Below are 12,646 nucleotides of genomic sequence, written 5' to 3' on the forward strand. Positions count from 1 at the left end.
ATGTTTTGAGAATGATGACTGAATGTAAAAGGCCAGGCGGGTAATGGTTATAGCAGGTTTACAACGGAAGCAATAAAAAAGCCCGCACGCGGCGGGCTTGAAGACTGAGGCAGATTATTCTGCCTGTAAACGCGATGGTGGAGCTGAGTGATAATGCGCATCAGCCTCGGCAAAACGTTGCTGCATAGCAGTTGAAGGCGCTTTACCCAACAGGCTGAAGACCACAATACCGATGCTGCCGAAAACAAAGCCCGGGATGATTTCATACAGACCCAACCAGGCAAACTGCTTCCAGACGATTACCGTCACCGCACCAATGATCATCCCTGCCAGCGCACCGTTGCGGGTCATACGCGACCACATTACGGAGAACAGGACTACCGGACCAAACGCAGCGCCGAAGCCCGCCCAGGCGTAGCTTACCAGACCAAGTACACGGTTTTCCGGGTTCGCAGCCAGCGCGATAGACACCAGGGCCACAACCAGCACCATGATGCGGCCAATCCACACCAGCTCTTTCTGGCTGGCATTTTTACGCAGGAACGCTTTGTACAAATCTTCGGTGATTGCGCTGGAGCACACCAGCAGCTGGCAGCTCAGGGTCGACATAACCGCAGCGAGGATAGCAGACAGCAGAATACCGGCAATCCACGGGTTGAACAGGATTTGCGCCAGTTCAATAAACACACGCTCGGCGTTCTGGTTAACGGCACCGGCAAGCTGTGGGTTGTTGTTAAAGTAAGCAATACCAAAGAAGCCCACGGCCACAGCACCTGCCAGACACAGAATCATCCAGGCCATGCTAATGCGGCGAGCATGAACGATGCTATGGTGGGAATCTGCAGCCATAAAGCGCGCCAGAATATGCGGCTGACCAAAGTAGCCCAGACCCCAGCCCATCAGGGAAATGATGGCAACAAAATTCAGCCCTTTGAACATGTCCACGTTCTCAATGCTCTTTTGTTTAATCACTTCCAGCGAATCGTCGAATCCACCCACGCCAATGACTACCATCACCGGCGTCAGGATCAAAGCAAAAATCATCAGGCTGGCCTGGACGGTATCGGTCCAGCTAACCGCCAGGAAACCACCAATAAAGGTATAAATGATCGTCGCGGCCGCGCCCGCCCACAGTGCTGTTTCGTAGCTCATGCCAAAGGTGCTTTCAAACAGACGAGCCCCTGCCACAATACCGGAAGCACAATAGATGGTGAAAAACAGCAGAATAACCAGCGCGGAGATAATACGCAGAATTCGGCTTTTATCTTCAAAGCGACCGGTAAAGTAATCCGGTAACGTCAGCGCATTGTTATTGTATTCGGTGTGTACGCGTAAACGTCCGGCCACCAGCTTCCAGTTGATCCAGGCGCCCAAAATAAGGCCGATGGCGATCCAGCATTCTGAAATCCCCGACAGGAAAATCGCGCCAGGCAGACCCATCAGCAACCAGCCGCTCATGTCAGATGCCCCGGCGGATAACGCGGTCACGAATGGACCCAGACTGCGTCCACCCAGAATGTAATCGTCAAAGTTTTTGGTTGAACGCCATGCAATAAACCCTATCAATATCATGCCGAAAATATAGACACAGAATGTCACTAACATCGGTGTGCTAATAGCCATCAAAACTCTCCAAAATTATGTATCAGCAATGCCGTGGCTTGCCGTTTTATTACCCTGCCGGAACGTGGCAAAGATATCTATGTTGACCAGGGCGACCGTATCCTGCCGGAAGCGATGGTTATTCACAATCGATTTAACACACCATTTACATCAAATTTGATCCAGAGTAGATAGCATTTTTCTGTAGGTTGCACTCTCTCACATTTTTTTCGGTTGCACCTTTTAAAAGTGTTAACTACCGCAGAGAAAAAGATTCTGTAATTTATACAGCCCACATCATAAGACTCATATTTATTAACATCTCATTCATTTCCAAGCTTGCAAACCAAGTCACATTTAACACGGTTGCACAAAGTTGCAACATAGTGGATATTTCTCGGTAACTATCAGACCCGTATTTCAGTACAACAGGAGTAAACGGCATGGGAACCACCACGATGGGGGTTAAACTGGATGACGCCACTCGCGAGCGTATTAAAACAGCAGCATCACGAATCGATCGCACGCCACATTGGCTGATCAAGCAAGCCATCTTTAATTATCTCGAAAGACTGGAAAATGACGACGCGCTTCCTGAACTGCCGGCCCTGCTGGCGGGTGCCGCGAATGAGGGTGAGGAGTCAACCACGCCGCAGAATGAAGCGCATCAGCCTTTCCTGGAATTTGCCGAACAGATCCTGCCGCAGTCAGTTTCCCGCGCAGCAATCACCGCCGCGTACCGCCGAGCCGAAACCGATGCTGTGCCGATGCTGATGGAACAGGCTCGTCTGCCGCAACCCATCGCAGAGCAAGCGCACAAGCTGGCGTACGATCTGGCCGACAAACTGCGTAACCAAAAGACCGCCAGCGGCCGCGCCGGGATGGTACAGGGTTTATTGCAGGAATTCTCACTTTCTTCACAGGAAGGGGTCGCGCTGATGTGCCTGGCCGAAGCCCTGCTGCGTATTCCTGATAAGGCAACCCGCGATGCGTTAATCCGCGACAAAATCAGCAACGGCAACTGGCAGTCGCACATTGGACGCAGCCCGTCCCTGTTCGTCAACGCGGCGACCTGGGGGCTGTTGTTTACCGGTCGTCTGGTTTCTACGCATAATGAAGCCAGCCTCTCACGCTCACTCAACCGTATTATCGGTAAAAGCGGTGAACCACTGGTGCGTAAAGGCGTCGACATGGCAATGCGCCTGATGGGCGAGCAGTTCGTCACCGGAGAGACTATCGCCGAAGCGCTGGCTAACGCCCGTAAACTGGAAGAAAAAGGTTTCCGCTACTCTTACGACATGCTGGGTGAAGCAGCTCTGACCGCCGCCGATGCCCAGGCTTATATGGTTTCGTACCAACAGGCAATCCACGCCATTGGTAAAGCCTCAAATGGTCGCGGCATCTATGAAGGGCCGGGCATTTCTATCAAGCTGTCAGCGCTGCATCCGCGTTATAGCCGCGCGCAGTATGACCGCGTGATGGATGAACTCTATCCGCGTCTGAAGTCGCTTACTCTGCTGGCCCGCCAGTACGACATCGGTATCAATATCGATGCTGAAGAGGCCGACCGACTGGAGATCTCCCTCGATCTGCTGGAAAAACTGTGCTTTGAACCTGAACTGGCGGGCTGGAACGGTATCGGCTTTGTTATTCAGGCCTACCAGAAGCGCTGCCCGTATGTTATCGACTACCTGATTGACCTCGCCACGCGCAGCCGCCGTCGCCTGATGATCCGTCTGGTTAAGGGCGCCTACTGGGATAGCGAAATCAAACGTGCGCAAATGGACGGTCTGGAAGGTTATCCGGTCTATACCCGTAAGGTCTACACCGACGTTTCCTATCTGGCCTGTGCGAAAAAACTGCTTGCGGTGCCGAATCTGATCTACCCGCAGTTCGCCACCCACAACGCCCATACGCTGGCGGCGATTTATCAGTTGGCCGGTCAAAACTACTATCCGGGTCAGTACGAGTTCCAGTGCCTGCACGGTATGGGCGAACCGCTGTATGAGCAGGTCACAGGTAAAGTTGCCGATGGCAAACTGAATCGTCCATGCCGCATTTATGCACCGGTAGGCACGCATGAAACGCTGCTGGCATACCTGGTGCGTCGTCTGCTGGAAAACGGCGCCAACACCTCGTTCGTCAACCGCATTGCAGACACTACCCTGCCGCTGGATGAATTGGTAGCCGATCCGGTCGAAGCCGTTGAAAAACTGGCGCAGCAGGAAGGCCAGGCTGGTCTGCCACATCCGAAGATTGCCCTGCCGCGTGACCTGTACGGTAAAGGCCGCGAAAACTCAGGCGGACTGGATTTAGCGAACGAACATCGTCTGGCCTCACTGTCCTCCGCCCTGCTCAACAGCGCGCTGCAAAAATGGCACGCTAAACCGATGCTCGAACATCCGGTTGCTGACGGTGAAATGACCCCAGTCGTCAACCCAGCCGAACCGAAAGACATTGTCGGTTACGTGCGTGAAGCGACTCACAGCGAAGTGGAACAGGCATTGCAGAACGCGGTAAATAACACGCCGATCTGGTTCGCCACACCGCCACAAGAGCGCGCCGCTATTTTGCATCGCGCCGCCGTTCTGATGGAAGGCCAGATGCAGCAGTTAATTGGCATTCTGGTGCGCGAAGCGGGCAAAACCTTCAGCAACGCCATTGCGGAAGTGCGCGAAGCGGTAGACTTCCTGCACTATTATGCCGGTCAGGTCCGCGATGACTTCGATAATGAAACCCATCGTCCGTTAGGGCCGGTGGTCTGTATCAGCCCCTGGAACTTCCCGCTGGCCATTTTCACCGGGCAGATTGCCGCTGCGCTGGCGGCGGGCAACAGCGTGTTGGCAAAACCCGCGGAACAAACTCCGCTGATTGCCGCCCAGGGTATTGCCATTTTACTCGAAGCAGGCGTGCCGCCAGGCGTGGTGCAACTGTTGCCTGGTCAAGGTGAAACGGTCGGGGCACAGCTCACTTCCGATGAGCGCGTACGCGGCGTCATGTTTACCGGCTCAACGGAAGTCGCCACGCTGTTGCAACGTAATATCGCGACCCGCCTTGATGCTCAGGGGCGTCCAATCCCGCTTATCGCCGAAACCGGCGGGATGAACGCCATGATCGTCGACTCTTCTGCGTTAACGGAACAGGTCGTGGTCGACGTTCTGGCTTCTGCCTTTGACAGCGCCGGACAGCGCTGCTCCGCGCTTCGCGTCCTGTGTCTGCAGGACGATGTCGCCGACCATACGCTGAAAATGCTGCGTGGCGCGATGGCGGAATGCCGCATGGGTAACCCGGGCCGCCTGACCACCGATATTGGACCGGTAATCGATGAAGAAGCCAAAGCCAATATTGAGCGCCATATTCAGGCCATGCGCGCCAAAGGGCGTCCGGTGTTCCAGGCCGCGCGCGAAAACAGCGACGATGCGCGTGAATGGCAAACCGGTACCTTTATCGCGCCGACGCTTATCGAGCTGGAAAGCTTCGACGAATTGCAAAAAGAGGTGTTCGGTCCGGTACTGCACGTTGTGCGTTACACCCGCAACAATCTGGGCAGCCTGATTGAGCAAATTAATGCCTCCGGCTACGGCCTGACGCTGGGCGTGCACACCCGTATCGATGAAACCATCGCCCAGGTCACGGGTTCGGCACATGTGGGTAACCTGTACGTTAACCGCAATATGGTCGGCGCCGTCGTCGGAGTGCAGCCATTCGGTGGCGAAGGCTTGTCAGGAACCGGGCCAAAAGCGGGTGGACCGCTGTATCTGTACCGCCTGCTGGCAAACCGTCCGGAAAATGCGTTAGGCATTACGCTTGCCCGTCAGGATGCCGAATACCCGGTCGATGCACAGCTTAAAACGGCGCTCGTTCAGCCGCTGGAAGCGCTTAGCGAATGGGCAACCGATCGTCCAGCACTGCGTGCGCTCTGCCAACAGTTTGGTGAACTGGCGCAGGCCGGAACGCAACGCCTGCTGCCAGGACCCACCGGCGAGCGCAATACCTGGACGCTGTTGCCGCGCGAACGCGTGCTGTGTATCGCCGATGATGAACAGGATGCGCTGGTACAGGTTGCCGCTGTAACTTCCGTTGGTAGCTTAATTCTGTGGCCGGATGATACATTCCATCGCGACCTGGCAAAACGCCTGCCAGCAGTAGTTTCCGGGCGCATCCAGTTTGCCAAAGCGGACAACATCGCTACGCAGCCGTTTGATGCGGTTATATTCCACGGTGATTCCGATCAGCTTCGCGCACTGTGTGAAGCGGTGGCGGCCCGCGAAGGGGCGATTGTGTCGGTCCAGGGCTTTGCCCGCGGCGAAAGCAATATCCTGCTGGAAAGGTTGTATATTGAGCGCTCCCTGAGCGTCAATACCGCCGCTGCTGGGGGAAACGCCAGCCTGATGACAATCGGCTAAGGTTGTGGTTAATTAAGGCTCCGGTAACGGGGCCTTTTTTTATGAAGCCAGAGGGAAGCATGAAACGAATCGTACTGACATGTGCAGCGCTGCTGCTTAGCGGCCAGGCGCTGGCGGATGACTGCGCCAACGCGAACACGCAGATTGAGATGAACACCTGTGCGGCAGAGCAGTATAAGGCGGCCGACGCCAAACTTAATGAAACTTATCAGAATGCGCTGAAGCGCGCCGCCCCAACCCAGCGCGATTTACTGAAAAAAGCGCAAATATCCTGGATAACTTTGCGCGATGCGGACTGTGCGTTAATCAGTTCTGGCACTGAAGGCGGTAGCGTTCAGGCGATGATTTCCAGCCAGTGCCTGACGGATAAGACCAACGAGCGCGAAGCGTTTCTCGCCTCGCTCTTACAGTGTGAAGAAGGCGATTTAAGCTGCCCGTTACCGCCGGCCAGTTAACGCACGCGGATCCCTTCAATAATCATCCGCTGTACGCTCTCCACCGTTTGGTTAAAAAAGGCTTCATCACGCAGCGTTGCGCCCGTCACCGCCTCTACCTGTGGGGCAAAATCGGCGTAGTGCTGAGTTGAAGCCCAAATCATAAAAATCAGATGATGCGGATCGACCGGAGCCAGTTTTCCGCTTTTGATCCAACCGGCAATCAGCGCGGATTTCTCATCAATTAGCGTTTTGAGATCCCCCTCCAGTTCTGCCATCAATAAAGGCGCTCCGGCCAGCATCTCCATACAAAACAGCCGTGAGGCCTGAGGGTAATCGCGCGACACTTCCAGCTTAAGGCGAATGTATTCTTTAATGGCCACCAGCGGCGCAAAGTCTTCGCGAAAAGCCTTCAATGGAGCCAGCCAGATGTCGAGGATCTGCCGTAAAACGGCGATATAAAGCACCTCTTTTGACGGGTAGTAATAAAGTAGATTGGTTTTTGACACGCCCGCCTGCTCTGCCACCTGCTCCAGGCGCGTGCCGTGGATCCCATATTGGGAGAAGATATTTAATGCCGCGGTTAAGATGGCCTGGCGTTTTGCACTGACGGCCTGCGAGCGCTTACCTGTTTTTTTCTCTGCGCGTTGGACCATGCGCCCTCTCCTTCTTGTGAGGGCGTCAGCATACCAAATCACGCGGTGAATGGTTAAATTAAAGCGATTCCGGCGGCGCCTCTTGTCCAAGCGCTTTTTTCTTTTTGAACTTCAGCTCGCTGACCAGTACGCCAACAATAATGAATGCCGCACCAAGCAATGCAAGTAGCGGTAAGCGTTCACCCGCCAGACGGCCAAAGATCCCCGCCCACACCGGCTCACCGGTATAAATAACCGTCGCGCGCGTCGGCGAAACGCTGCGCTGCGCCCAGTTCATGGTGACCTGAATAATCGCGCTAAAAATCCCCAGCCCCAGCGCCACCACCAGCAATCCGGTAGACATTGGTGGTACGGTCTCTCCGGCCGGTCCCATCGCCATAAACGCCACTATCGAAGCGGTTGCCAGTTGCACTACCGTTACCCGACGTACATCCACTTTTCCCGCCCACGCGCTAATCAGGATAATTTCTGCCGCAATCGCCACCGCACCGACGAGCGTGATCCACTCGCCTTCGCCTAAAGCCAGTAAATTGCCTCCCGGTCCGGCAAGAAATATCAATCCGATAAAGGCCAGCACAATGCCGACGCACGGCATCAGACCTGGCATGCGTCCCAGACACAACCATTGTAAAAGCGGCACCAACGGTACGTACATCGCGGTAATAAACGCCGATTTACTGCTGGGAATAAACTGTAACCCCCAGGTTTGCAGACTATAGCCCAGCGCAATTGCGATACCGATTGCAACCCCTGCTTTAACTTCCAGCCACGTCAGCTTATGCAGTGTGTGTAACGACAAAAGTGCGACCGCCAGCGCGGCAGTGGCAAAACGCACACCGACAAAGAAAAAAGGGCCGCTCAGGGTAACGGCATATTGCACCGCCAAAAACGTGCCACCCCAGAACATGGTGATCACAATGAGGATCGCTTCCTGAGGTTTAACAGAGAAGGAATAACGAGAAAGTAATGACATGAGACACCCGATTAACTGAATGTCATTAGTCTGCGTTGCGTTTTGTTACAGTTCAACCTTGCAGACAAAAAAAACCGCCGGAAAGACCCGGCGGCGGTGGCTACGTAACGTCTGTCTCTGACTCTCAGCCGTCACGACATATCTGACAGATAGCCCGACAATTACGATTTGTTGTTGCCGTGACTATTTTTGCCCCCTTTTTTGCCTGCCTCTGAAGCGCGTTGCGGGTCATTCTTGAAGTTGCCCCCGCTGTGCTGGCCACCTTTTCGACCTGCTTCTGATGCTCTTTCGCGGTCTTCCGCAAAGTTGCCGGAACCGCCCCGATGGTTTGCCATTACTGACCTCCGTCATTGATTAGACATCATATTGCATAGGTACTGAGGAGTGATACCTCACGCAGCGTTACGGGCGAGGCCCTGAAAATAACTGCGTGGGAATAAGCATAGTGAAGTGTGGCCAGGGCAGACGCTAACTGTAATATCCTGCAACAGGATCAGGAGTGACAAAGAAATAATCACCATAAGAAATCAATAAGTCTTTCTTATGACTACCGAATTCTACCCGGTTAAATATGTATCATTTTGCTACAAAGAAGGTTGTTATAAAAATTGTTATAAATCAAAGAAGTGATTGTGAAATTTGCACTCCTGACAGTACGTCATATCTTTAAAGGTAGGTAGCGAATCGCTACGGACACGGTTAACTCGAGGAGTAGTGTAAAATGGCAAAAGTTCTGGTGCTTTATTATTCCATGTACGGACACATTGAAACTATGGCCCACGCAGTCGCAGAAGGCGCAAATAAGGTAGATGGCGCGGAAGTGATTATTAAGCGTGTACCAGAGACCATGCAGCCCGAGATTTTCCTTAAGGCTGGCGGCAAAACACAAAACGCACCAGTCGCAACCCCACAAGAACTGGCTGATTACGACGCCATCATTTTTGGTACTCCCACGCGCTTTGGCAATATGTCCGGTCAGATGCGTACCTTCCTCGACCAGACTGGCGGGCTGTGGGCCTCTGGCGGCCTGTACGGCAAACTCGCCAGCGTATTCAGCTCAACGGGAACCGGCGGCGGTCAGGAACAAACCATTACATCAACCTGGACTACGCTTGCCCACCATGGGATGGTGATTGTACCTATCGGTTACGCGGCGCAAGAGCTGTTTGATGTCTCTCAAGTTCGCGGCGGTACCCCTTACGGTGCAACCACCATTGCCGGAGGCGACGGCTCCCGCCAGCCAAGTCAGGAAGAGTTATCTATCGCCCGCTATCAGGGTGAATATGTCGCAGGTCTGGCAGTAAAACTCAACGGCTAATCTTCAACAGGAGGATTCGAATGCCAACTCAAGAAGCGAAAGCCCATCGCGTCGGCGAATGGGCAAGTCTGCGCAATACATCGCCGGAAATAGCCGAAGCCATTTTTGAAGTCGCACATTATGACGAGAAACTGGCGGAAAAAATTTGGGAAGAAGGTAGCGATGAGGTACTCATCAAAGCCTTTGAAAAAACAGACAAAGATTCGCTCTTTTGGGGTGAACAGACTATCGAACGCAAAAACGTCTAGCGCGCTGACTCCCCCGCGAACACGGGGGAGTTTTCTTTTACTTAGCCGCCTCATTCAGCACGCTATCGAACTTATCTATCGGGCAAAAACCATCCGCATCTATCGGACATCCTTTCAGCTCCAGCGTTACGCGCTGCGCCGGGGATTTCAGCGTCAGAACGTCTGCATTACGCAACTGCTGCGAGCTCTGATACACATACTCGATTTTCATCAGATCACGATTTGCATTGCTGTCATGCCAGCGCTGGAAGACAATCTTTCCGCCAATCGGCGTACGCTCGTTCTGATCGTGAAGCTGGTACGGTTTAAAATCCAGCGCGGTGAGCAGCGAAGCGATATTTGAATCATGCCCCACCAGCACGGTTATTTTCGGTGCTTTCGCACGTTCAGTAACCAGCGCATTATCAATATATTTCACCAGTGGTTTGGCGACGTTCTGCGCCACTTCCGGGGAGGTGAACAGGCTATCCTGATAGCCGTTTTTCAGCTTCGACAGAACCTTCCACTGCTGATCGGATTTAATCTCGCCCCAGGCAACTTTTTCCATCGGGAAGCCTTCGTAATATTGTAGCGTGAAGGCATCAACCAGCGAATTCCCCACCTTCAGCGGCCCCGAAACGCCTGGCTCCTGCCGGTACTTCGCGCTAAACGTATCTTTGGCATCGGTCAGGGAACACTGCTGTTTTTCTTTGCAGGACGGAGAGTCTTTGTAGTCGGTCATTTGCTCAAGCAACTGATAGCTATCGTTGAGCTGCATTTTGCTGCGCTCTTTCTCCATGGCCTGAACGGCCTGCTGGCTGAAGGCGGCGGAATCATCGGTGATCACCGGGTTAAAGGTGGGATCCATGGTACCCATTTTTTCCTGATGATGGACCGGAACATCGCAACCAGGGAAAGCACCGGTAACAAAGAACTGCGCCGTGGCGACCGTACGCTGCAGGCTGTTAGCATAGGTATAGACCGTGTTCGGTGCCGGGCATTCGCCCGATTTCACCATCCCCTGCTCTGCCAGCCACTCTCGCATGTAGTGGCCCATATAGATTTCCAGCACACCGCCTTTAGTAGTGAGTTGCCCACCGGGGACATCCCATTCTGGCCATTGTTTGGGGGTGGACTGCTCAAGAACGCTGCCATTATTGGCTAAAGGTGCGCGTAAGTTATGCCGACTCATCATCAATACTTGCTGAAGCTGATAGCCTTCCGGCGCGGTCTGCGCCTGCGCGGCGGTTGACAATAAGACAGCCCCTGCCACGACTGTGGCGATTAACGATTTATTCATCCCTACGACCTCTTGTTGTTATCAATCACAACAGAGTGTGACAGAAATATGACATATTTCCGGGAACGCTTTCGCAAAACAGACCATCTAGCGTGTCGTTTTAACACCAAACTCGGTTTCGAGTTTACGAATGCCAAGAGGTGTGAAGATGACATGGCGGCTGCCCTGTTCGGTTTTTATCCATCGCTGTTCACTGAACCAGCGCAGCAGCGTTGCGCCAAGCACACCACCAGGATGATAACGTCGTTCGCTCCAGTCCAGACAACCACAGGTTAACTTCCGCCGGGATGAGCCAGCCGCCAGGACAATCCCCATCTGTGCCAGCTTTTCCTGGCCAAATGGAGTCAGCGTTTCACCATCCGGCGTTAACCACTGACGGGAAACCAGCGTATCGAACAACCTCACCGCGACCTCTCCGGCGAGATGGTCGTAGCAGGTGCGGGCATGCCGCAAACCTGGCGGTGTAGTGATTCTGCGGGGCGTTGATGTCGCCCACGCAACGCCCATCAGGCGTTCCAGCAGTTCAGCGATATCGGAACCTGCAAGGCGAAAATAACGATGTCTGCCCTGCGCCAACGCGACAACAAAACGTTGTTCGCACAGACGCGCCAGATGCGCGCTGGCGGTCGACGCGGATATATCCGCCACCGCGCTGAGCTCAGTTGCAGTCCAGGCGCAGCCATCCATTAGGGCGCACAACATACGTGAGCGCGATTTATCGGCCATCACTGCCGCAGTGAGTGCCATTTTCGACTCCAGATCGCCCTCTTCTTCATGTAACATCACGGATGCCATAACGACCTCATTGGCCCTGAATCTCTGAATTAACGATGCCATGAAAGTCGCGCAAAGTCACCGCACCGGTCACACAGCACGCAGCATCATCTCTGTCCCCAACCCGACCAGACAAAACAGAAAACAGCGTTTAAACACGAGCGGAGAAATAACCCTTCGCACACGGGTACCTATCCATTGGCCAATCAGCGCAGGAACAATGGCCAAAGCCGACAAACTTAGCGATTGTATGGGCAGCGCGTTGTGCCACCACAGACCCAGCGCCAATGCCAGGGTCGAAAAGGTAAAAGAGATCCCGAGCGCCTGCACCAGTTCATCTTTCTCAAAGCCGAGGGACTGGATCCAGGGCACGGCGGGCATCACAAACACCCCGGTTCCGCCGGTCAATAAGCCGGTCACAAATCCAATAACGAGGGAGTACGGTTTTTCACGCTGCGGGGCCACCGCGATTTTCTTTCCCGCCAGCGTCCAGATAGCATAGGCCACCAGCGCTACGCCGAGTACAAACTGAGTTCGGGTGGTGTCACCACCGGTAATCCAGGCGCTGGCAAGCAGTGTCGCCACCACTACTGTCAGCAGCATTGGCCACAGTCGTTTGAGTAATTGGCGTGTATTTCCACCACCGCCAAACTGGAACAAATTGCTTATCAGCGAAGGCAATAACAGCATGGCCGCCGCGGCAACCGGCGAAATAAGCGATCCGAGGATCCCCATTGCCACGGTGGGTAATCCCATACCCGTAACGCCTTTCACCATCCCGGCGAGGACAAATGTGGCGGCAATCATCACCACCAGAGCGGGTCCAAACGCTAAAGAACTCGTCATGTTGCACTTTCCTGGAAAAGAGAAGATGACTGATTCTGGACGTTAATCACCGTGTTTGCTTCGTCAGGCAACGAAATATGCCTTCCTGGGGAGGGCGACGCCATAAAAAA

At 53.9% G+C, this 12,646-nt stretch carries 11 protein-coding genes; 4 read left to right on the plus strand and 7 right to left on the minus strand.

The annotated features are described in order from the left end of the window. Window positions 1–114 precede the first annotated feature (114 nt). On the minus strand, window positions 115–1,623 hold the full coding sequence (gene putP, locus GHC22_RS14690) for a sodium/proline symporter PutP (RefSeq protein ID WP_153753368.1): 1,509 nt from the start codon (window positions 1,621–1,623) through the stop codon (window positions 115–117). A 422-nt stretch (window positions 1,624–2,045) separates the two neighbouring features. Between putP and putA the strand changes: the two genes are divergently transcribed. Continuing rightward, window positions 2,046–6,008, plus strand: a complete 3,963-nt coding sequence (gene putA / locus GHC22_RS14695) for a trifunctional transcriptional regulator/proline dehydrogenase/L-glutamate gamma-semialdehyde dehydrogenase (protein WP_153753369.1) — start codon at window positions 2,046–2,048, stop codon at window positions 6,006–6,008. Between the two features lie 59 nt (window positions 6,009–6,067). Further along, window positions 6,068–6,463 (plus strand): lysozyme inhibitor LprI family protein, encoded by a 396-nt coding sequence (locus GHC22_RS14700; protein ID WP_032936250.1) that lies wholly within the window; start codon window positions 6,068–6,070, stop codon window positions 6,461–6,463. On the opposite strand, the gene rutR is transcribed toward GHC22_RS14700, so the two are convergent. The 3 genes from rutR to GHC22_RS14715 all read right to left on the minus strand — a co-directional run bounded on the left by rutR (window position 6,460) and on the right by GHC22_RS14715 (window position 8,406). After that, window positions 6,460–7,098 carry an HTH-type transcriptional regulator RutR gene (gene rutR, locus GHC22_RS14705; protein ID WP_003036026.1) on the minus strand — a complete coding sequence of 213 codons (639 nt, stop codon included), beginning with the start codon at window positions 7,096–7,098 and terminating at the stop codon, window positions 6,460–6,462. The genes GHC22_RS14700 and rutR overlap by 4 nt on opposite strands. A 58-nt stretch (window positions 7,099–7,156) precedes the next feature. Continuing rightward, window positions 7,157–8,071: a DMT family transporter gene (locus tag GHC22_RS14710; protein WP_153753370.1), complete on the minus strand. Its 915-nt coding sequence runs from the start codon at window positions 8,069–8,071 to the stop codon at window positions 7,157–7,159. A 161-nt stretch (window positions 8,072–8,232) separates the two neighbouring features. Next, entirely contained in the window at window positions 8,233–8,406 is a 174-nt protein-coding gene (locus tag GHC22_RS14715) for a general stress protein (RefSeq protein ID WP_003036022.1), read from the minus strand. A gap of 386 nt (window positions 8,407–8,792) precedes the next feature. Here GHC22_RS14715 and wrbA point away from each other — a divergent pair, with 386 nt between their 5' ends. After that, the gene (gene wrbA, locus GHC22_RS14720) at window positions 8,793–9,389 is read left to right on the plus strand and encodes an NAD(P)H:quinone oxidoreductase (RefSeq protein WP_003832057.1); all 597 of its coding nucleotides are present in this window, start codon (window positions 8,793–8,795) and stop codon (window positions 9,387–9,389) included. A gap of 20 nt (window positions 9,390–9,409) precedes the next feature. Then, window positions 9,410–9,637 carry a YccJ family protein gene (locus GHC22_RS14725; protein ID WP_003036015.1) on the plus strand — a complete coding sequence of 76 codons (228 nt, stop codon included), beginning with the start codon at window positions 9,410–9,412 and terminating at the stop codon, window positions 9,635–9,637. A 37-nt stretch (window positions 9,638–9,674) separates the two neighbouring features. Here GHC22_RS14725 and agp read toward each other — a convergent pair whose 3' ends face one another. The 3 genes from agp to GHC22_RS14740 all read right to left on the minus strand — a co-directional run bounded on the left by agp (window position 9,675) and on the right by GHC22_RS14740 (window position 12,536). Next, complete coding sequence (agp, locus tag GHC22_RS14730) at window positions 9,675–10,916, minus strand: bifunctional glucose-1-phosphatase/inositol phosphatase (RefSeq protein ID WP_153753371.1); 1,242 nt, start codon at window positions 10,914–10,916, stop codon at window positions 9,675–9,677. 87 nt (window positions 10,917–11,003) lie between these two features. Beyond that, the gene (locus GHC22_RS14735) at window positions 11,004–11,711 is read right to left on the minus strand and encodes a helix-turn-helix transcriptional regulator (RefSeq protein ID WP_100272666.1); all 708 of its coding nucleotides are present in this window, start codon (window positions 11,709–11,711) and stop codon (window positions 11,004–11,006) included. 69 nt (window positions 11,712–11,780) lie between these two features. After that, window positions 11,781–12,536 carry a sulfite exporter TauE/SafE family protein gene (locus GHC22_RS14740; RefSeq protein ID WP_153753373.1) on the minus strand — a complete coding sequence of 252 codons (756 nt, stop codon included), beginning with the start codon at window positions 12,534–12,536 and terminating at the stop codon, window positions 11,781–11,783. Window positions 12,537–12,646 lie beyond the last annotated feature (110 nt).

The organism is Citrobacter sp. H12-3-2 (assembly GCF_009649895.1).
In the GTDB taxonomy this organism is placed as follows: Bacteria; Pseudomonadota; Gammaproteobacteria; order Enterobacterales; family Enterobacteriaceae; genus Citrobacter; species Citrobacter portucalensis.